This is a genomic window from Achromobacter sp. D7-1 (genome assembly GCF_059760445.1).
Genome location: NZ_JCBAMT010000076.1, coordinates 1 through 19,788 on the forward strand (window position 1 = coordinate 1; position 19,788 = coordinate 19,788).

General features: G+C 65.1%; 18 protein-coding genes. 15 read left to right on the forward strand and 3 right to left on the reverse strand.

Annotated elements, in window-relative coordinates:
* From AC6LKD_RS25400 to flhF, 11 genes are all read left to right on the forward strand, one after another.
* Positions 1-1,394 (forward strand): chemotaxis protein CheW (locus AC6LKD_RS25400; protein ID WP_498117813.1); only part of this gene is annotated, 1,394 nt, incomplete at its 5' end.
* 16 nt (positions 1,395-1,410) lie between these two features.
* Entirely contained in the window at positions 1,411-1,911 is a 501-nt protein-coding gene (gene cheW, locus AC6LKD_RS25405) for a chemotaxis protein CheW (RefSeq protein WP_013393375.1), read from the forward strand.
* A 91-nt stretch (positions 1,912-2,002) separates the two neighbouring features.
* Positions 2,003-3,706, forward strand: a complete 1,704-nt coding sequence (locus AC6LKD_RS25410; RefSeq protein WP_013393376.1) for a methyl-accepting chemotaxis protein — start codon at positions 2,003-2,005, stop codon at positions 3,704-3,706.
* An 8-nt stretch (positions 3,707-3,714) separates the two neighbouring features.
* Complete coding sequence (locus tag AC6LKD_RS25415; RefSeq protein WP_492275656.1) at positions 3,715-4,572, forward strand: CheR family methyltransferase; 858 nt, start codon at positions 3,715-3,717, stop codon at positions 4,570-4,572.
* Between the two features lie 20 nt (positions 4,573-4,592).
* The gene (locus AC6LKD_RS25420; protein ID WP_013393378.1) at positions 4,593-5,651 is read left to right on the forward strand and encodes a protein-glutamate methylesterase/protein-glutamine glutaminase; all 1,059 of its coding nucleotides are present in this window, start codon (positions 4,593-4,595) and stop codon (positions 5,649-5,651) included.
* Positions 5,652-5,701: 50 nt separating this feature from the next.
* On the forward strand, positions 5,702-6,091 hold the full coding sequence (cheY, locus tag AC6LKD_RS25425) for a chemotaxis response regulator CheY (protein WP_013393379.1): 390 nt from the start codon (positions 5,702-5,704) through the stop codon (positions 6,089-6,091).
* Between the two features lie 8 nt (positions 6,092-6,099).
* The gene (cheZ, locus tag AC6LKD_RS25430) at positions 6,100-6,732 is read left to right on the forward strand and encodes a protein phosphatase CheZ (RefSeq protein WP_013393380.1); all 633 of its coding nucleotides are present in this window, start codon (positions 6,100-6,102) and stop codon (positions 6,730-6,732) included.
* Between the two features lie 370 nt (positions 6,733-7,102).
* Positions 7,103-8,500, forward strand: coding sequence for a methyl-accepting chemotaxis protein (locus AC6LKD_RS25435; protein WP_498117814.1), 1,398 nt, complete (start codon positions 7,103-7,105; stop codon positions 8,498-8,500).
* 186 nt (positions 8,501-8,686) lie between these two features.
* The gene (gene flhB, locus AC6LKD_RS25440) at positions 8,687-9,841 is read left to right on the forward strand and encodes a flagellar biosynthesis protein FlhB (RefSeq protein ID WP_498117815.1); all 1,155 of its coding nucleotides are present in this window, start codon (positions 8,687-8,689) and stop codon (positions 9,839-9,841) included.
* Between the two features lie 3 nt (positions 9,842-9,844).
* Positions 9,845-11,965, forward strand: coding sequence for a flagellar biosynthesis protein FlhA (gene flhA / locus AC6LKD_RS25445; RefSeq protein WP_013393383.1), 2,121 nt, complete (start codon positions 9,845-9,847; stop codon positions 11,963-11,965).
* Positions 11,962-14,694, forward strand: coding sequence for a flagellar biosynthesis GTPase FlhF (gene flhF / locus AC6LKD_RS25450; protein WP_498117816.1), 2,733 nt, complete (start codon positions 11,962-11,964; stop codon positions 14,692-14,694). The genes flhA and flhF overlap by 4 nt, the downstream gene beginning before the upstream one ends.
* A gap of 129 nt (positions 14,695-14,823) precedes the next feature.
* Here the strand turns inward: flhF and AC6LKD_RS25455 are convergent, their stop codons facing one another.
* The 3 genes from AC6LKD_RS25455 to flgA all read right to left on the reverse strand — a co-directional run bounded on the left by AC6LKD_RS25455 (position 14,824) and on the right by flgA (position 16,471).
* Positions 14,824-15,303, reverse strand: coding sequence for a flagella synthesis protein FlgN (locus tag AC6LKD_RS25455; protein WP_498117822.1), 480 nt, complete (start codon positions 15,301-15,303; stop codon positions 14,824-14,826).
* A gap of 31 nt (positions 15,304-15,334) precedes the next feature.
* Positions 15,335-15,628 carry a flagellar biosynthesis anti-sigma factor FlgM gene (gene flgM, locus AC6LKD_RS25460; RefSeq protein ID WP_013393386.1) on the reverse strand — a complete coding sequence of 98 codons (294 nt, stop codon included), beginning with the start codon at positions 15,626-15,628 and terminating at the stop codon, positions 15,335-15,337.
* Positions 15,629-15,757: 129 nt separating this feature from the next.
* Complete coding sequence (flgA, locus tag AC6LKD_RS25465; RefSeq protein WP_498117817.1) at positions 15,758-16,471, reverse strand: flagellar basal body P-ring formation chaperone FlgA; 714 nt, start codon at positions 16,469-16,471, stop codon at positions 15,758-15,760.
* A 177-nt stretch (positions 16,472-16,648) separates the two neighbouring features.
* On the opposite strand from flgA, the gene flgB reads away from it, so the two are divergent.
* The 4 genes from flgB (at position 16,649) to AC6LKD_RS25485 (ending at position 19,787) form a co-directional block, all read left to right on the forward strand.
* Entirely contained in the window at positions 16,649-17,056 is a 408-nt protein-coding gene (gene flgB, locus AC6LKD_RS25470; RefSeq protein WP_013393388.1) for a flagellar basal body rod protein FlgB, read from the forward strand.
* Between the two features lie 22 nt (positions 17,057-17,078).
* Positions 17,079-17,498: a flagellar basal body rod protein FlgC gene (gene flgC, locus AC6LKD_RS25475; protein WP_013393389.1), complete on the forward strand. Its 420-nt coding sequence runs from the start codon at positions 17,079-17,081 to the stop codon at positions 17,496-17,498.
* 20 nt (positions 17,499-17,518) lie between these two features.
* On the forward strand, positions 17,519-18,217 hold the full coding sequence (locus AC6LKD_RS25480; protein ID WP_013393390.1) for a flagellar hook capping FlgD N-terminal domain-containing protein: 699 nt from the start codon (positions 17,519-17,521) through the stop codon (positions 18,215-18,217).
* Positions 18,218-18,287: 70 nt separating this feature from the next.
* Entirely contained in the window at positions 18,288-19,787 is a 1,500-nt protein-coding gene (locus AC6LKD_RS25485) for a flagellar hook-basal body complex protein (RefSeq protein ID WP_498117818.1), read from the forward strand.
* Position 19,788: the final 1 nt, after the last annotated feature.

The window sequence follows — 19,788 nt, forward strand, 5'->3', positions numbered from 1 at the left end:
GCGGCGCGGCGGCGGAGGTGTTGAAAAGGGGCGCGCCCCGGGGGGCCCCCCCCGGGCCCCCCCCCCCCCCCGCGGGCGCCCGGCCCCCCCCCGCCCCGGGGGCCCCCGCCGTAGCCGGGTCGGCAGCGGCCGCCGAGGCCATCACGCAGTCCGCCCGCGTGGCGCGGCCCGCCGCGGCGGCGCCGGCCCATGCGGACAAGGAATCCACCTCGATCCGCGTCGGCGTCGAAAAGGTCGACCAGGTCATCAACCTGGTGGGCGAACTGGTCATTACGCAAGCCATGCTGGCGCAGACGGCGTCCACGCTGGATCCAGTGCTGCACGACCGCCTGCTCAATGGCATGGAACAGCTGGAGCGCAACGCGCGCGACCTGCAGGAAGCGGTCATGTCCATCCGGATGATGCCGATGGACTACGTATTCAGCCGTTTCCCGCGCCTGGTGCGAGACATCGCCAGCAAGATGGGCAAGCAGATCGAACTGCAGACCCATGGCCGTGCTACCGAACTGGACAAGAGCCTGATCGAACGCATCATCGATCCGCTGACCCACCTGGTGCGCAACAGCCTGGACCATGGCATCGAGACGCCCGAAAAGCGCGTTGCCGCAGGCAAGGATCCGGTCGGGCAACTGGTGCTGTCCGCCCAGCATAACGGCGGCAATATCGTCATTGAAGTCAGTGACGACGGTGGCGGCCTGAACCGCGACAAGATCCTGAAGAAGGCGATGGCCCAGGGCCTGGCGGTCAACGAGAATTCGCCGGACGACGAAATCTGGCAGCTGATCTTCGCGCCGGGCTTTTCCACGGCCGAAAAGGTCACGGACATTTCCGGCCGTGGCGTGGGCATGGACGTGGTGCGCCGGAACATCCAGGACATGGGCGGCCATGTGCAGCTGTCGTGCGAGCCGGGCAACGGCACCACGACACGCATCGTGCTGCCGCTGACGCTGGCCATCCTGGACGGCATGTCGGTGCGGGTCGGCGAGGAAACCTTCATCCTGCCGCTGAATCACGTGACCGAATCGCTGCAGCCCACGAATGACCAGATCTATTCGGTGGCCGGCAACGAGCGCGTGATGCACGTGCGCGGCGAATACCTGCCGCTGGTCGAGATGCACCGGGTGTTTTCGGTCGGCGAGGCCCAGACCGATCCCACGCAGGCCATCGCGGTCATCATGCAAGCCGAGGACCGCCGTTTCGCGCTGCTGGTGGATCACCTGATCGGCCAGCACCAGGTGGTGGTGAAGAATCTCGAATCGAATTACCGCAAGGTGCCGGGCATTTCCGCCGCCACCATTCTGGGCGATGGCAGCGTGGCCCTGATTGTCGACGTATTTGCGCTTGCGCGCGCCAACCGCGAGCGTTGGTCGCAGCCCGAAGCCATTCTGAATTGATGGAGAACTAAACCTCATGGCAGCCAAACCGCAAGCGCAATCCGCGCGCAATGAAGATGTCGGCAGCGAATTCCTGGTGTTCACGCTGGGTGACGAAGAGTACGGCATCGACATCCTGAAGGTGCAGGAGATCCGTGGCTACGACGCCGACACGGTTACCCGCATCGCGAATGTTCCGCCGTTCATCAAGGGCGTGACCAACCTGCGCGGCATCATCGTGCCCATCGTCGACCTGCGCATCAAGTTCAACCTGGGCCGCGTCGAATACAACGAGCAGACCGTGGTCATCATCCTGAACCTCGACCGCCGCGTCGTCGGGATCGTGGTGGACGGCGTGTCGGACGTGCTGATGCTCAATTCGGGCCAGATCCGTCCGGCGCCGGAGTTCGGCGCCACCTTGTCCACCGAGTACCTGACGGGCTTGGGTACGGTGGACGAACGCATGCTGATTCTGGTGGATATCGAAAAAATGATGACCAGCGACGAAATGGCGCTGGTGGAGAAGGTCGCGTCCTGATCGGAACGGCCTGCTTGGGAGGTAGAAGCGCCATATTGAATCCAATGTGGCGCTTTCCTTTAACGATTTCAGTCTAGGAGTGGTCCTTGTGATGCGCAAGTTTCTCGCGAACATGACGATACGCAGCAGCCTGTTGTGGGTGCTGGCGTTCTTCTCATTCATGTTGGTGATCGGGGCCGCGCTGGGCGTGCTGTCTCTGCGCATCAGCAACGGCACCCTGGCGGAGATAAAGCAATCGCAGGAACTGGACGATGCGGTCGGCCGCGTCGTCTCCAGCTACAAGGATTCCATGGCCGGCCTTGGCCGCGCGGCCGCGTCCAACTATGCGGACATCGTGAAGAACGTGGGTCAGCCTACCTTGCTGACCCAGGGTTTGTCGTCCGAGGCTGCCGGCCTGCTGGAACGCGCCAAGGCCTCCATGAACAAGGGGCAGGCCGAGTTCGAGTACTACAAGAGCCTGGCCCGGCCCGCCGAAGCGGCCGACGCCCTGAAAGAGATCGACCAAGCCTATGAGGCGTTGGTCGGGCAAGGGTTGACGCCATTGGTGGCCTCCCTGGAAAAGGCGGACATGCCCGCCTACCAGAAGCAGGTTCAGACGGTGCAGGATGCCCTGGAAGGGCGCTACGCGCGCGCAATCGAAGGCTTTGATTTCTGGCGCGCCAGCAAGATGCTGGATGCCCATGAGGTGGCGCAGGTGCGCTACCAGTTCGTCCTGATGGCCGTCGGCGCCGGCGGCGTGGTCGCCGCGTTGCTGGTGTTCGCCACGTATGTGTTCCTGCGCCGCCGCGTGCTGTTGCCGCTGAAGGAAGCAGGGCATCACTTCGACCGTATCGCCGGCGGTGACCTTACCGCCCGCGTGGACGTACGCAATACCAACGAGATCGGCCAGCTGTTTGCCGCCTTGAAGCGCATGCAGGAAAGCCTGACCCGCACGGTGGCGTCGGTGCGTCGCGGCGTGGATGAGATCAACGTGGGTTCGCACGAGATTGCCGCGGGTAATACGGACCTGTCCAGCCGCACCGAGCAGCAGGCGGCCTCGTTGGAAGAGACCGCAGCCTCGATGGAACAATTGGCCTCGACCGTGAAGCAGAACGCCGACAATGCGCGTCAGGCCAATCAGCTGGCGGCCAGCGCCTCGGACGTGGCCGAGCGCGGCGGTTCGGCGGTGTCGGAAGTGGTCAGCACGATGCAAGGCATTTCTGCCAGCTCGCGCAAGATTTCCGAGATCGTGTCGGTGATCGACGGCATCGCCTTCCAGACCAACATCCTGGCGCTGAACGCCGCGGTGGAAGCGGCGCGCGCAGGCGAGCAGGGCAAGGGCTTTGCGGTGGTGGCGGGCGAAGTCCGTTCGCTGGCGCAGCGCAGCGCCCAGGCGGCCAAGGAGATCAAGGGTCTGATCGAGGATTCGGTGACCAAGGTCGGTGCGGGTTCGCAGCAGGTGGAACGCGCTGGCGCGACGATGCAGGAGATCGTGGCCTCGGTGAAGCGGGTGACCGACATCATGGGCGAGATCTCGGCGGCGTCGGAAGAGCAATCCAGCGGCATCGACCAGGTGAACCGCGCGGTGTCGCAGATGGACGAGGTGACGCAGCAGAACGCGGCGCTGGTGGAAGAGGCGGCCGCAGCCGCGGGTTCGCTGCAGGAGCAGGCGCAACGCCTGGCCGAAGCAGTGGCCGTGTTCAAGATCAACGCGGGCGAAGTCATCGAAGTTCCGGCCCAGCGCCTGTCATCGGCACGCGCGTCGGGTGACGATGCACGCTTGCAGGCGCCTGATGCGCTTGCGCTTGGGCACTGAGGACTGCAGTGGCGACAGCAGCGGCAAACCAGGCGCCTTCCATCTCGGTGGAACGCCAATTCGATTTTCGCGACGCGGACTTTTCGCGCGTGCGCAAGATGATCCATGCGCACGCGGGCATTTCGCTTGGCACGCACAAGCGCGAGATGGTCTACAGCCGACTGGCGCGGCGCCTGCGCGCGCTGGGCATGCAGGATTTCGGCAGCTATCTGGACCAGCTTGAAAACGAGCCGAACGCGTCTGAATGGGAAGATTTCGTCAATGCGCTGACGACCAACCTGACTGCCTTCTTCCGCGAATCGCATCACTTTCCCATCCTGGCCGACTTCGCCAAGCGGCGCGGCGGCCCGGTGTCGGTGTGGTGCTGTGCGGCCTCCACCGGCGAAGAGCCGTATTCCATCGCCATGACGCTGGTGGAGGCGCTGGGTCCGCGGGCAAGTGCCTGTTCGGTATTGGCCACCGATATCGACACCAATGTGCTCACGCGCGCGCGCGCCGGGGTCTATCCCGCCGAGCGCGTGGACAAGATGGACGCTGAGCGCCTGAGGCGCTTTTTCCTGAAAGGGCGCGGCGGCAACGAGGGGCTGGTCCGGGTGCGCCCCGAGATTGCCGACATGGTCCGCTACGAGCCCCTGAATCTGTTGGCGCCGGCGTGGCAGATCAACGAACAGTTCGACGTCATCTTCTGCCGCAACGTCATGATTTATTTCGATAAACCCACCCAGGCCAGGATCCTGGAGCGGTTTGTGCCGCTGCTCAAGCCCGGCGGCTTGCTGTTCGCTGGCCATTCCGAAAACTTCACCTATATCAGCCGGGATTTTCGTCTGCGCGGGCAGACCGTCTATGAATGCGCGGGCAGGTCCTGAGCGGGACGAGGCAGCAAAAAATGAAGAAAATTAGCGTTTTGTGCGTGGACGATTCGGCGCTGGTGCGCGGGCTGATGACCGAGATCATCAACAGCCAGCCGGACATGGAAGTGGTCGCGACCGCGCCCGATCCTCTGGTGGCGCGTGAACTCATCAAGCGCCACAACCCGGACGTGCTGACGCTGGACGTGGAAATGCCCCGCATGGACGGGCTGGATTTCCTCGAAAAGCTCATGCGCCTGCGGCCCATGCCGGTCGTGATGGTGTCGTCGCTGACCGAGCGCGGCGGTGAAATCACGCTGCGGGCCCTGGAACTCGGCGCCATCGACTTCGTTACCAAGCCCAAGCTGGGCATACGCGACGGCCTGCTCGAGTACACCGAGATCATCGCCGACAAGATACGCGCGGCCTCGCGCGCCAAGTTGAGGGCGCCCGCAGCGCATGCCGCACCCGCCGCGCCGGCGCCCATGCTGCGTCGGCCGCTGTCCAGTTCGGAAAAGCTGGTCATCGTCGGCGCCTCCACGGGCGGCACCGAGGCGATCCGCGAGGTCCTGCAGCCGCTGCCGCCGGACAGCCCGGCAATCTTGATCACCCAGCATATGCCGGCGGGCTTCACGCGCTCCTTCGCGCAGCGCCTGGATGCGCTGTGCGCGGTGACCGTGCGCGAAGCCGTGCACGGCGACCGGGTGCTGCCGGGGCACGTATATCTGGCGCCGGGCGGCGACATGCACATGCGCCTGGGGCGCAGTGGCGCCAACTACGTGATCGAGCTCGAAGCCAGCGAACCCGTCAATCGCCACCGCCCGTCGGTGGACGTATTGTTCAATTCGGCCGCGGTCGCCGCGGGCAAGAACGCCATCGGCGTCATCTTGACCGGCATGGGCAAGGACGGCGCCGCCGGCATGCTGGCCATGCACCGCGCGGGCGCGCACACAATTGCGCAGGACGAAGCCAGCTGCGTCGTCTTCGGCATGCCGCGCGAGGCGATCGCCTTGGGCGCTGCGGATGAAGTGGTTTCGTTGTCGGCGATAAGCGAACGCATTCTGACTCGCCTGGGCGACCGTGGGCACCGCGTCTGACGCGCAAAGCTCCCCGATCGGTCCAAGGCAAATTTTTTCTGGAGTAGAAGATGGTAGACAAGGGCCTGAAGATTCTGGTGGTGGATGACTTCCCCACCATGCGGCGGATCATCCGCAACCTGCTCAAAGAGCTGGGTTTCGAGAACGTGGATGAGGCCGAAGACGGCGCCATCGGCCTGGAAAAGCTGCGCAACGGCGGCTTCCAGTTCGTGGTGTCGGACTGGAACATGCCCAACCTCGATGGTCTGGAGATGCTCAAGCAGATCCGCGCCGACGCGGCGCTGGCCTCGCTGCCGGTGCTGATGGTGACGGCCGAGGCCAAGAAGGAGAACATTGTTGCCGCGGCCCAGGCCGGCGCCAACGGCTATGTGGTCAAGCCTTTCACGGCGGCGACGCTGGAAGAGAAGCTCAACAAGATCTTCGAGAAAATCGCCGGTTGAGGTGAGCCATGAGTACGACCGAACATGAGAACCCGGGCGAATCCCCCGATCTGATCCACCGCATTGCGTCCCTGACGCGCATGCTGCGCGACAGCATGCGCGAACTGGGCCTGGATCAGGCCATCAAGGACGCTGCCAACGCCATACCCGATGCTCGCGACCGTCTGCGCTACGTGGCGCAGATGACGGAGCAGGCCGCCAATCGCGTGCTGAACGCCACCGAGCAGGCCGGCCCCATCCAGGACGGCCTGTCGCGCTCGGCGCAGGCGCTGGACGCGCGCTGGCAGCAATGGTACGACCAGCCGCTGGAACTACCCGAGGCGCGCGAACTGGTGAAGGACACCCGCGCATACTTGCAAGACGTGCCGAAGCAGGCGCAGCAGACGCAGTCCCAGCTGATGGAAATCATCATGGCGCAGGATTTCCAGGACCTTACGGGCCAGGTCATCATGCGCATGATGGACGTGGTGGGCGCGATCGAACGCGAACTGCTGCAGGTGCTGCTGGACAACGTCCCGCAAGAACGCCGCGACGAGGCCAACAGCCTGCTCAACGGTCCGCAGATCAGCCCGCAAGGCAAGACCGACGTAGTGACCAGCCAGGACCAGGTCGACGACCTGCTGGCGAGCCTGGGCTTCTAGCCAGGAATCGCGCCGCCGGACATGCCCTCCGGCGGCCTCCCTTCCTGATGGTGCCGGCGGCGCATGAACGTATTCCCTAGGGGCGTAAACAGCGCCTCCTGGATAGACTCCCCTCCAGAATAATAAATAGGGGCCGTGCAGCGTGAATCATGGCGCGCAGTGCGCGCCAGGCAACGGATGCCCATAGAAGGCGATCCGGGCCGGCACAAGGAGGTTGATCGTGGCCAGATCCGTATTCCGTCTGGGAGGCATGTGGAATTTGTTGCGGCGGCTCAATCGCGGCGACGCGACGCTGTCGGAGCGCACTTTATCCTTTAGTCCGGCCGTTTGGCCGCTGTACGGCTTCATGGCGCGCCTACGCGGCCGCATCATGACCGTCCGCCAATCCAGCATAGAAATCGCGCTGAATGCCGCGCGCACGCAGTTCCAGGCGGGCCATTGCTCGCTCCTGGCGCAGGAGCAGGCGCGCGCCGCCGACGCGCTCGCGGCCAGCGGCGCGCAAATCGCCGCGCTGTCGGCATCAACTTCCACCCATGCGCGCGAGATCGCCGAGGTGTCGGGGCAGAATCTGCACGCGGCGCAGCAGGCGTTGGCCGAGCTGTCCGACGTCAAGGCGCGAGTGGAGCGCATGACGCGCGAGATGGCTGCCTTCACCGAGGTGGTCGGGCAGCTGACCGGCCGTGCGCATTCGGTTGGCGACATCAGCAAGCTGATCAAGGAGATCGCCTTGCAGACCCAGCTGCTGGCCTTGAACGCCGGGGTCGAGGCGGCCAGGGCGGGAGATGCGGGGCGTGGCTTCGCCGTCGTCGCCAGCGAGGTCGGGCGCCTGGCCGAGCGCGTGAACTCGGCCACCAGCGATATCGGCCGGCATACCGCCGAGATGCTGGAGCTGGTGGAAACGACCCAGCGTCAGACCGGCACGCTGCGCGAGGATGTCGACACCTCAGGCGAGGTGCTGGGCCGCACATGCTCGGGTTTCGAGCGTTTCGTGCGGGATTTCGACAGCATGAACCGTCAGGTCGGCGATGTGGTCCAGGCCATCGGCGAGGTGGACTCCACCAATCACGGCATGAGCGAGGACGTGGGGCGGATCGCGGCGTTGAGCGCCAACGTGCTCGAGCGTATCGGCAGCATGTCCGGCGAAATCGACCGTATCCGCCGCCAGACGGAAAGTGTGCAGGAGGTCCTGGCCGACATGCGCACCGGCAATACTGCTTTTGATGGCCTGTCCGAAACCGTCGAAGCCTTCCGGGACGCCGCTGCCAACCTGCTGGAGGACGCCAGGAGCCGCGGGGCCGATGTGTTCGACCGGCATTACCGGCGCATTCCGGGCAGCGAACCGGCGCGCTACCACACCAGCTACGACCGGCAGATCGACGAATCCGTGACTCGGTTGCTGGACAGCGTGCTGGATGGCGTGCCGGGCGGGATCTACACGATTCTGGTGGATAACAGGGGTTACGCGCCGGCGCACAATCTGCGTTTTTCCCAGGCGCCCACCGGGGATCCGAAACAGGATATCGCGCGGGTGCGGAACAAGCGCATCTTTGACGATCCGGTGGGTTTGCGCCTGGCGACCAACACTGGCGGAATGCTGCTTCAGACTTACTCGCGCGACACGGGCGAAATCGTCAACGACATATCCATTCCGCTCTATCTGGGGTCGGACCATTGGGGCGCGGTGCGGATCGGCCTGGATTTCACCCGCTTCCAGGCGGTCGCGGGCGAGGGCGAGGCCGGCGGCCTGGCGGTTGCCGCCGGGGCCTGACGCGGCGGGTCTTCACGGGCCAGGGCGCGTTCCAGGCCGGGTTGGAACGCGCCGTCTGGAACGCATCCGGGAATAGCGCCGCTTTCCCCCCGTTTCTTGGCTTATCGCCCAAGCCCGGGGCCTCCTAGAATCTCGGCGGGCAGCTCGTCATTCCAGAATCCGCGAGCCGCAACGATACCGCAGAGCATGGCCGAAGAAAGCGACCTCGAAAAGACCGAAGCCGCCTCTCCCAGGCGCCTGGAAAAGGCGCGCGAGGAGGGGCAGATTGCGCGTTCCCGGGAATTGGGGACGTTCATGATGCTGGCGGCGGGCGTGGGCGCCATCTGGGCGGGCGGCAGTTCGCTCTACCGCACCCTGACCGGCGTGCTGCGCAACGGCCTGGGTTTCGACCAGCGCATCGTCGCCGATCCCGGCGTGATGGTCGAGCGGGCGGTCGAGGGTTTCGGCCAGGCCTTGCTGGTGCTGCTGCCCATTTTTGGGCTGCTGGCGGTCATCGCGGTGCTGTCCAGCGTGCTGCTCGGCGGCCTCGTCATCTCCGGCAAGCCCCTGCAGTTCAATTTCTCCAAGCTCAGCCCCATTTCCGGGGTGAAGCGGATGTTTTCGTCGCAGACGGTGGTGGAGCTTATCAAGGCGCTGGCCAAGGCCCTGCTGGTGGGTGGCGTAGCGGTCTGGGTCATCTGGCGCTATCACGACGACATGCTGAGCCTGATGCACGTGGCGCCGTCGGCGGCGCTGGTCAAGGCGCTGACGCTGGTGGCGATGTGCTGCGCCTTTATCGTGGCTTCGCTCATCGTCATCGTCATGCTGGATGTGCCGTGGCAGATCTGGAGCCACCTGAAGAAGCTGCGCATGTCCAAGGAAGACGTGCGCCAGGAGCACAAGGAAAGCGAAGGCGACCCGCACGTGAAGGCGCGCATCCGGCAGCAGCAGCGCCAGGCGGCGCGGCGCCGCATGATGTCTGAAGTGCCGAAGGCGGACGTAGTGGTGACCAACCCCACGCATTATGCGGTGGCCTTGAAGTACGACGAGGAAAAGAGCGGCGCGCCGCGAGTGCTGGCCAAGGGCACCGGCCTGATCGCGGCCAAGATCCGCGAACTGGCGGCCGAAAACCGCATCCCGACATTGGAAGCGCCGCCCCTGGCGCGCGCATTGCATCAACACGTGGAGATCGGGCAGGAAATCCCGGCCGAACTCTACACCGCGGTGGCAGAAGTGCTGGCGTGGGTCTTCCAGCTGCGCTCCTGGCGGGCTGGGTGGGGCGCCGAACCTACGGTCCCGACCCGGTTGGCCGTGCCGGCCGAGCTGGACCCGCAAGCCAAAACCGCAGCACAAGGAGCTTAAGGAATGAGCGCTTTGCTCACCATGTTGAAGAGTAGTGGGGCCACGCATGCGCGGCTGCTGGCCGGGCCTGTCCTGATCGTGATGGTGCTGGGCATGATGGTCCTGCCCCTGCCCACGTTCCTGCTCGACCTGCTGTTCACCTTCAACATTGCGTTGTCCGTGATGATCCTGCTGGTTGCGATGTTCACGCGCAAACCGCTGGACTTCGCCGCGTTTCCGGCCGTGCTGCTGTTCGCCACGCTGCTGCGCCTGTCGCTGAACGTTGCCTCCACCCGGGTGGTGCTGCTCAACGGCCATACCGGTCCGGACGCGGCGGGCAAGGTCATCGAGGCCTTTGGCCACTTCCTGGTCGGCGGCAACTTTGCCGTGGGGATCATCGTCTTCGTGATCCTGACCATCATCAACTTCATCGTCATCACCAAGGGTGCCGGCCGTATTGCGGAAGTGGGCGCGCGTTTCACCCTGGACGCGATGCCGGGCAAGCAGATGGCGATCGACGCGGACCTGAACGCCGGCCTGATCGGCGAAGACGAGGCGCGCAAGCGCCGCGCGGAAGTCTCGCAGGAATCCGACTTCTTCGGCTCGATGGACGGCGCCAGCAAGTTCGTGCGCGGCGATGCCATCGCCGGCCTGTTGATCATGGCGATCAACATCATCGGCGGCCTGATCGTGGGCGTTGCCCAGCACGACATGTCGATGGGCGATTCGGCGCGCGTTTATACGCTGCTGACCATCGGCGACGGGCTGGTGGCCCAGATTCCGGCGTTGGTGATTTCCACCGCTGCGGGCGTGGTGGTGTCGCGGGTGTCGACCGACCAGGACATTGGCCAGCAAATCATCAGCCAGCTGTTCTCCAACCCCAGCGTGCTGTTCCTGACGGCCGGCATCGTCGGCATCATGGGCCTGATTCCCAACATGCCGCACGTCGCCTTCCTGACCCTGGCCGGCGTGCTGGGCTGGGGGGGCTGGGTGCTGTACAAGCGGCAGACTGCGGCAGCGGCGGCCGCCGCGGAGGTGCCGCCGCAGGCGATCACGCAGGCGCAGGCCGCCGCCGCCGAGGCCAGTTGGGACGACGTGTCGATGGTGGACCAGCTGGGTCTGGAGGTCGGCTATCGTCTGATTCCGCTGGTGGATCACGCCCAGAACGGCGAACTGCTGCACCGCATCCGCAGCCTGCGCAAGAAGTTCGCGCAGGACGTGGGCTTTCTGCCGCCGGTGGTGCATATCCGGGACAACCTCGAGCTCAAGCCCAATGATTACCGCATCCTGCTGTCTGGCGTGGAAGTCGGCCATGGCGTAGCCATGCCGGGGCAATGGCTGGCGATCGACCCGGGCGGCGTGACCATGCCGATCAAGGGCACGCCCACGACCGACCCCGCTTTTGGCTTGCCGGCGCTGTGGATCGACGGCAGCCTGCGCGACCAGGCGCAGGTGGCGGGCTACACGGTGGTGGATGCCGGCACCGTGGTCGCGACGCACCTGAATCACCTGATGCATCGCCACGGTTCCAACCTGCTGGGTCGCCAGGAAGTGCAGCAATTGCTGGACCGCATCGGCCGCGACGCGCCCAAGCTGGTCGAAGACCTGGTGCCCAAGACCTTGTCGCTCACGGCGTTGCAGAAGGTGTTGCAAGGCCTGCTGTCGGAAGAAGTGCCGATCCGCGACATGCGCACCATCATCGACACCTTGTCCGAGCATGGCCCGCGCCTGGCGGCGCTGGCCGCGGGCACGGGCAGCCAGCCCGACATCAACGAACTGATCGCCTTGACGCGCCGTTCGCTGGGTCGCGCCATCACCCAGCAATGGTTCCCGGGCGAGGGCGAGCTGCGCGTGATCGGCCTGGACGTGAAGCTGGAGCGCGTGCTTTCACAGGCCATGACGACCAGTGGCGGACTGGAGCCGGGGCTGGCCGATACCTTGCTGCGCGAAGCGCAGGCCGCGGTCGAACGCCAGGAATCGCAGGGCAACGCGCCGGTGCTGCTGGTGTCGCCGGTCTTGCGCGCGCCTTTGTCGCGCTTCTTGCGGCACCACCTGCCGCAGCTGGGCGTGTTGTCGAATACGGAAATACCCGATGAGCGCATGGTGCGTGTGACCGCGCTGATCGGCGGAGGTAATGGGGCATGAAGATAAGCCGATTTTTTGGGGCGAACAGCCGCGATGTGATGCGCCAGGTCCGGCAGGTGCTGGGCCCGGATGCGCTGATCGTGTCGAACCGCAGCGTCGATGGCGGCGTGGAGGTTCTGGCCACTGTCGAGGGCGCCTTCGATGACACGGCTCATGAGTCTCCTGCACGACAGGAAGCCGCGCCATCCCGGCCGGCCGATGTTCTTCCGCAGGCGCCTGTCAGCGTTCCGGCGGGCGTGCGTTTCGATGTCCCGGATCCGGCGGCGCTCCCGTTGACGCCGGCGCCCGCCATGCCACCCGCCGGCTACCCGGCGCCGTCGCGTTCGATTGCTGCCTACCAAGCAGCCTATGCTTCCTCGACGCAGGCCGAAGACGAGACGCCGCCGGTTGCGCCGCCGGCAGCGGTGCCTGCTCCGGCTGCGCCCGTCCGTGTCGAATTGCCATCCTTGCCGCCGTTGCGCGAGACGCCGGTTGCGCGAGCCGCCGCCTCGACCGCTGCTCCCGCGGCCTACGTGCCCGCAGCGCCTCAGTCCGCAGCCGGGTCTTCCATGGCCCGCATGCCCGATGTGCCGCTGCGCCAGCCTCCGATGGCGCCGCCGGCCGCGTTGCCTTCCGATGCCGCAGCCGGCTTGCAGGACGCCATCAGTGCGCTGCGCGGAGCCTTGGAAAGCCGCATGGACGGGCTGCTCTGGGGCGGGCGCCAGGGGCCGGGCCGGGAGCCAGCAGGCGCCGCGTTGTTCCGCAGCCTGCTGGACGCGGGTTTCAGTACCAAACTGGTGCGCACCCTGGTCGAGCGTCTGCCCCAGGGCATGACGCAGGAAGCGGCGCTGAGTTGGGCCCGTAACGAACTGGTAACCCACTTGCCGGTGCTGCGGTCCGAAGACGAGTTCCTGGCCGGCGGCGTGTATGCCCTGGTCGGGCCGACCGGCGTTGGCAAGACCACCACGCTGGCCAAGCTGGCTGCGCGCTGCGTGGCACGCGAGGGCCGCGAGCAGGTCGCGATGCTGACCACCGATAATTTTCGGATCGGCGCGCTGGAACAGCTGCAGATCTACGGACGCCTGATGGGCGTGCCCGCCCATTCGGTGCGTGATGCGGGCGAACTGCGCCGCATCCTGGCTGAACTGGGCAGCCGCAAGATCGTGCTGATCGACACCACTGGCATCAGCCAGCGAGACCGACAGGTGGCGGAACAAGCGGCAATGCTGTGCAATGCGGGCAAGCCGGTGCGCCGGCTGCTGGTGCTCAATGCAGCCAGCCAGGGCGACACCCTGGACGAAGTGGCGCACGCCTATCGCAATGGCGTGGGCGAGGACGTAGCTGGCTGCATCATTACCAAGCTGGACGAGGCCACCCGCCTGGGCGCGGCGCTGGACACGGCCATCCGCCATCGCCTGCCAATCCACTACATGTCGGTGGGGCAGAAAGTACCCGAACACATGGAACTGGCCCGGGCCGACGTGTTGATCGACCGCGCCTTTTCCATGGTCGAACGCGCCCGCGCGCTATACACCCCGAGCGAGGCCGACCTGGCGACGCTGGTGTCCGCATCGCGCGAACCCGAAAGCGCGGATCCTGCCCGCAAGCGGCAATTGCTGGCTTCCGCGATCCTGAGGCCGCAAGGCGGCGCGGGCTCCATCGAGGCTGCGCAAAACCTGGACGACGCTATCGTCTGGCTGGAAAGCGATCCGGCCTGCGTGCAGGCCCGTGCATCCTGGCGCGATTATGTCGCAGACGGTTCGGGCGCCAGTCTGACCGCCCTGGGCGACGAGCCCTTGGCGATGATCGGCCGTGAATTTTCCTCGGTCTGTGGACGGCATCTGCTTGCCATGCATGGCAAGGCTCCCTTGAAGGGTGAGGGTTTGCCGGGAGGAGCGTTGCTGGGCACGCTGCTGATGAGCGATCGCGGCACGGCCCTGGCAGCGCCCGCGCAGCAACTGGTTCTGCCGCACGGCATGCTGTCTTCGTTCGCGCCTACCGCGCCGGCCCAGCCGGATGCGGCCCAGGCGTTGCAGGCTCGCGTGCGCTGGTTGGCGGAAAAACTGGCGCGCGTGCCGGTTGTGCACATGCTGGAGGCCGGCACTTCCGCCTTGTGGCAGACCTTGAGCGAACAAGGCGTCGCCTGGGTGGCGCGCAGCGCTGGCGGCCAGCGCGTGGTCCAGGATGACTGCCCGACCAATCTGAATGCCGTGGGCAAGAGCGTGGGTTATCTGCCTGTCGGCCAGCCCGGTGACATGCCCGGGCTGCATAGCGTCCAGGGTAGCAAGTGCGTGCCCCTGGCATTGTGGGCCTCCGGTACGGAAGTGACGTTGCCGGGCCGCAGCGGCGGCGTATCAGTGCGGCTGGTCTGCGCCCGCCTGATCGACACGGTCAGTGGCGAGGTGGCCGGACAGCTGTTCGGCATGACCAATCTGCCCGCGTCCCAGGCGGACGCCGCCACGGTGGCGCGCTGGCTGGTGCTGCAAGACGAGGCCAAGGCGGGATTCCGCTATATGGCGAACGCGTGGCAGGCTCTGCCGGCCGTGGACGGCGCGCATGCATTGGCCCGCCAATCGCTGATGGCCGGGCAGATGGGCGCGGCATGCTGGCAGTTGGCGCATACGCCGGCGGCGGAAGTGCTGCGCGGGCCTCTGTCGGGCATCATGGGAACGGATCGCAAGCTTTCCGGACGCATGTTGCCGGTCGCATTGCTGAAGATGTACGCGATGCTGGAGATGACTGCGGCCTGAAGAGAGCCGCTGTTTGATGGGTTGCGCGCGTTAAAGAACTGGCGCTTTTGCGCAAGAACATGCGCGCTGCAACGCAATCTGCGGATCGCGCCGCGCTGTGCAAGCGCCGCTGTTCAACCGTGTTGTGGTTCAGCCGGCCACGATGGGCTTGCGGCCCGGGGCGGTGCGTGCGCCGCGACCGCGGGCGTCGTAGGTGGACAGGGCGCCGCCAGCGGCGCCCATGTTGCGCAGCGCGTCCAGCGATTGCTGCGTATAGCGCAGATGCACGTCGATGAGCGCGCCGTTGCGCATATTGATTTCATTGGCGGATGCCGATTTGCTCAACAGGGCCTGCCACACGCCTGACAACTGCGGGTGCAGAACGGCCGCCTGCTCCGTGCCGGCGTGTCCTGCCGGCAGACCGATTTCCGCGAGCAAAGAGTCGCGGGCCTGGCTCAGGTCCACGAGCTTGCGGGCGACCTCGCCCTTGCGTTCGGTGATTTCCTGCAGCGAGCCGACGCTTCCCAAGCCCACTAACACTTCGGTCTCTTCTTCCAGAATGGCGGAGAACTCGGTGATCAGGGTATCTTCCTGCCGCAAGCAGGATTGAAGGGATTCGACGGTGCTCATGGTCATGCTGTTCGGCTCGGGAGGTTCGGGGTTACTTCAGCAGATCGCGGGCGCTGGCGATCAGACTGTCCGCAATGCGGCCGGTGTCGATCTTCAACTGACCCGAGGCGATGGCGGCGCGGATGGCGGCCACGCGTTCGACGTTGATGTCATTGGAGCCGTCCTGCAGCGCCAACAGCTTGCGCGACGCTGAGCTCAGCGCCACCTGCGAGCTGCTGGAGCCGCTGGCGCTGCCCGCGCCATAGGCCTGGGCAACGGCCGAGTCGGCGCGAGGCGCGACGGTGTCAGCCGATAGGGGGCGGTTGGTGGTGGAATTGATCTTCAAGATTTTCTCCGCGGGGCGTCCAAGGTCGGTTGTGCGACGGAATCGCCTACTTATGCCTCAGTAACGGCAGGGCCGGAAAGAACTTTAGGGGACGGGCGGTGTATGGTGCGATGCGACATGTAACAACAATTACAGTTGTATTTCGACCAGGCTGGCGTTGCGCACCACGCCGCTCACGACTTGGCCGCCCGCGGTGCGCACCTGCACGGTGGCGCCCGGCGCCGCGTTGTCGAGCGCCTGCCCTTCGCTGCTGACCACGAAGCCTTTGCCGCGCGCGTTGATGCGGACATTGGCGCCGCGCAGCACCGATTGTGCGTTGCGCAACCCGGAACTCCGCACCGCTTGCCCGGCATTGATCCGGTGCACCGCCGTCATCCCCGCCACGGCTTGCGGATCCGTAATTGCGCCTGGGGGCAGGGCGATCAGGTCGCCGTCCCGCGGCGCGAGGTCGTCCGGCGTCAGCGCCTGTCCTGCCGCAATCAGCCGCGCGGCGACGTAATAGTGACCCGGCACGCTTACCGTTGCCTGGACATAGGCCGTCCAGGGTTTGGGCGCGTTGCAGCGTACCCCAACCGTCATGCGCGAACGCAGTTTCATGCCGGACGGCATAAATGGGGACATGACGTCGCAGGGCGCCAGGCGTTCTGCGCGCGGCGGGTCGATCGCGACCGACGGCTGTCCGGGCAGGCCAGCCAGCTGATCCAGCAGATAGGTCTGCGCCACGAGGGCGATCGCCTCGGGTGCCTGAGTCGCCGCTTCCTGCCCCTGCGCGGCAGCCAGGGGCAGCAGCAGGGCGGCCAGGCAGCCGGCGCGCGCGCGGAGTCGGGTTGCGGATATTTTCATGATGGATGAATTGTAGAAGTCCGCGGCATTCGGCAATACGTGAATTGGATGAGAAATGACGGGTTATTTGGCTGATTGTGTCGAGCCCCTGGCCCCTATGATGCCGTCATCCAATGGGATAACGGTCTGTCCGGCGTCCCTCGTTTTATCTGAATTGCAACGCACCAAGGCGCCCCGATGCTAGACCGGCTTAATGAAGATTTCCGCTTCTTCCAGCAGTCCCTGGGACTGCGCGCGCAACGCCAGGAAGTGCTGTCGTCGAACATCGCCAACGCCGATACGCCCAATTACAAGGCGCGTGATTTCGACTTCAAGACGGCAATGGCCAACGCCATGGAAGGCACCAAGCGCCTGCCCGATACCTCGCTCACGCTGACGTCCGCGCGCCACATTCCGGCCAAGGCAGTATCGCAGGGCCCGACGGAACTGCTGTACCGCCTGCCGTACCAGCCCAGCATGGACGGCAATACGGTGGACATGGACATCGAGCGCGTGCAATTCGCGGATAACACCCTGCATTACCAAAGCACGATGCAGATGCTGTCTGGCCGTATCCGGACCATGATGGCCGCAATTCAGGAATGATTTCAAAAGGGAGCGGCAGGCAATGTCCTTGTTGAGCATTTTCGATATCGCCGGTTCGGCGCTCAGCGCGCAATCGCAGCGCATGAACGTGGCGGCCAGCAACATGGCCAACGCCGACAGCGTGGTCGGCCCCGATGGCAAACCGTACCGCGCCCGCCAGGTCGTGTTCCAGGTGAATCCCCCGGCGGGCCAGGCCTTGGGCCAGGAGATCGGCGGCGTGCGCGTGGCTGGCGTGATCGAGGATCAATCACCCTTGAAACAGGTCTACGACCCGCAACACCCGTTGGCCGACGCGCAGGGCTACGTCAGCATGCCCAATGTTGACCCGGTGGCTGAAACCGTGAACATGATCGCGGCCTCGCGCTCGTACCAGGCGAACGTGGAAGTGCTCAATACCGCCAAGGCCCTGATGCAGAAGACGCTGACCATCGGCCAGTCCTAATTTCCGGAACCCGTGTATCCATGACCACTATCGACCAATCAACGAGCAAGACCGGCCTGGGCCTGGCGCAAACCGGCGCCAACGGCAGCAGCACGGCCCAAGGCCTGCAGGACCAGTTCCTGAAGCTGCTGGTTACCCAGCTGCAGAACCAGGATCCCCTGAATCCGATGCAGAACGCCGAGCTGACCTCCCAGCTGGCCCAGATCTCCACCGTGGAAGGCATCACCAACCTGAAGAACACCATGCTCGCCATCAGCGGGCAGATCGATGTTTCTCAGTCGATGAATGCCGTGGCCATGATAGGCAAGGGCGTGCTGATCCCCGGCTCCAAGATCAAGTCCGGCGTGGATGCGGCGAATCCCGAGGCCCGTGTTGTTACTCCCTATGGCCTGGACCTGCAGGGCGACGCCCAGAAAGTGCAGATCCGTATTTCAGACGCGAACGGCGCGGTGGTGCGTACGATCGAAACGACGGACCAGAAGCCCGGCGTGTACACGCTGTCCTGGGATGGCAAGAACGATAGCGGCGTTGTGCTGGAGCCGGGCGCGTACACCGTGTCCGTCATGGCCACGGATGCCGACGGCAAGAAGGTGAATGCAGAAGTGCTGAGCTACGGCCAGGTCAAGAGCGTGGCGTATTCCACCGAAGGCCTGCGTCTGGATCTGGGCCTGGACGGCCAGACCAGCATGCTGGATGTGCGCAAGGTAATCGGCGCCTGAAGCGGGCGCAATGTATCGGTGCCGGCGCATGGGCGGCGGCTTCCCTAGTTAAAGATTAGCGAGAAAAAACATGGGTTTCGGACAAGGATTGAGCGGCTTGAACGCCGCGGCGCAGAACCTGGACGTCATCGGCAACAACATCGCCAACTCCGGCACCGTCGGCTTCAAGTCGGCGACTGCATCGTTCGCCGACGTCTACGCCAGTTCGCGCGTCGGCCTGGGTGTGAAGGTCGCGGCCATCAACCAGCGCTTTACCGTGGGTACGGTGAACGGCGGCGGCGGCGAATACGACATTGCGATCGACGGCGCCAAGGGCATGTTCCGCGTCACTGACCAGAGCGGCGCGGTGATGTACACCCGCAACGGCGAATTCCTGGTCGACAAGAACAACTTCATCGTGAATGCCCAGGGGTATCGACTGACGGGCTATCCGCCGGGCTCCGTTGGCGCGAATCCGGTTGAGTTGCAGCTGCCCACGGCGAACGTGGCTCCGCTAGCGACGTCCACGGGTACCACCGTGGCCAACCTGGACGCCAACGCGAAAGTCATCTACGAAACGGCTACGCAAACCAAGGCGGCTGTCCCCGGGAAGGTCACGCTGGGCGCGGCGCCTGGCACTGCGTACACCTTCACCCGTGACGGCACGGGAACGGCGACACTGGTGGATACCGTACCGGCTGGTGGTGCGCTGCCCGCCGCAGGCTCCACCTTCACCGTCGGTACGGAAACGGTAACCGTGGGCGCGGGTGGCGTTATCACGGGCGGTGATCTGTCGAAGATGGGTGCGTTCACTGAGTACACGGCGGCTGTCGTCGAGACTGGCAAGCCATTCGACCCGAAGCTGTCCAACACCTATACCAACGCCTCGCCGATGACTGTGTTTGACTCGCTGGGCAACTCCCACCAGGTCATGCAGTATTTCGTGAAGCGCCCGGCGGCCACTGCGGACACCAGCACCTATGACGTCTACTACACGATCGACGGCCAGGCCATGGCGCCGACCACCGAAGCGGCCGGCGTCTGGGGCAACCCGCAGAAGTTCACGTTCAACAAGGCCGGCGTGATGACCAGCGCGCCTGTTGTCAACCTGTCCTTCGCCACCCCGGGTGGCGGCACCACGCCAGCGGATCCGATCAACATCGCGATGAACTACGCGGGCACCACCCAGTTCGGCAGCGCCTACAAGCTGGTCGCCAAGCCGGATGGATACGCTTCCGGCGAGTTCAGCGGCATCAATATCAGCGGCGACGGCAGCATCGTGGCCAGCTACACCAACGGCGAGACCCAGATCGTCGGCACCATCGTGCTGGCCGACTTCTCCAACCTGCAGGGCCTGCAGCCCGTGGGCAACAACGCCTGGACGGAAACCTCCGCCTCCGGCCAGCCCATCCTGGGCCAGCCTGGCAGCAACGGCCTGTCCAAGGTCGTGGGCCAGGCCACCGAGTCGTCCAACGTCGACATGAGCAAGGAGCTGGTCAACATGATCATCGCCCAGCGCACCTACCAGGCCAACTCGCAAACCATCAAGACCCAGGACGAAATCATGCAAGTCCTGATGAACCTGAAGTAAG

Excerpts from the sequence above, each read along its gene's own strand:
- cheW (WP_013393375.1), top strand. The coding sequence starts at position 1,411 with ATGGCAGCCAAACCGCAAGCGCAATCCGCGCGCAATGAAGATGTCGGC.
- AC6LKD_RS25410 (WP_013393376.1), top strand. The coding sequence starts at position 2,003 with ATGCGCAAGTTTCTCGCGAACATGACGATACGCAGCAGCCTGTTGTGG.
- AC6LKD_RS25420 (WP_013393378.1), top strand. The coding sequence starts at position 4,593 with ATGAAGAAAATTAGCGTTTTGTGCGTGGACGATTCGGCGCTGGTGCGC.
- cheY (WP_013393379.1), top strand. The coding sequence starts at position 5,702 with ATGGTAGACAAGGGCCTGAAGATTCTGGTGGTGGATGACTTCCCCACC.
- cheZ (WP_013393380.1), top strand. The coding sequence starts at position 6,100 with ATGAGTACGACCGAACATGAGAACCCGGGCGAATCCCCCGATCTGATC.
- AC6LKD_RS25435 (WP_498117814.1), top strand. The coding sequence starts at position 7,103 with ATGACCGTCCGCCAATCCAGCATAGAAATCGCGCTGAATGCCGCGCGC.
- flhB (WP_498117815.1), top strand. The coding sequence starts at position 8,687 with ATGGCCGAAGAAAGCGACCTCGAAAAGACCGAAGCCGCCTCTCCCAGG.
- flhA (WP_013393383.1), top strand. The coding sequence starts at position 9,845 with ATGAGCGCTTTGCTCACCATGTTGAAGAGTAGTGGGGCCACGCATGCG.
- flhF (WP_498117816.1), top strand. The coding sequence starts at position 11,962 with ATGAAGATAAGCCGATTTTTTGGGGCGAACAGCCGCGATGTGATGCGC.
- AC6LKD_RS25455 (WP_498117822.1), bottom strand. The coding sequence starts at position 15,303 with ATGAGCACCGTCGAATCCCTTCAATCCTGCTTGCGGCAGGAAGATACC.
- flgA (WP_498117817.1), bottom strand. The coding sequence starts at position 16,471 with ATGAAAATATCCGCAACCCGACTCCGCGCGCGCGCCGGCTGCCTGGCC.
- flgB (WP_013393388.1), top strand. The coding sequence starts at position 16,649 with ATGCTAGACCGGCTTAATGAAGATTTCCGCTTCTTCCAGCAGTCCCTG.
- flgC (WP_013393389.1), top strand. The coding sequence starts at position 17,079 with ATGTCCTTGTTGAGCATTTTCGATATCGCCGGTTCGGCGCTCAGCGCG.
- AC6LKD_RS25480 (WP_013393390.1), top strand. The coding sequence starts at position 17,519 with ATGACCACTATCGACCAATCAACGAGCAAGACCGGCCTGGGCCTGGCG.
- AC6LKD_RS25485 (WP_498117818.1), top strand. The coding sequence starts at position 18,288 with ATGGGTTTCGGACAAGGATTGAGCGGCTTGAACGCCGCGGCGCAGAAC.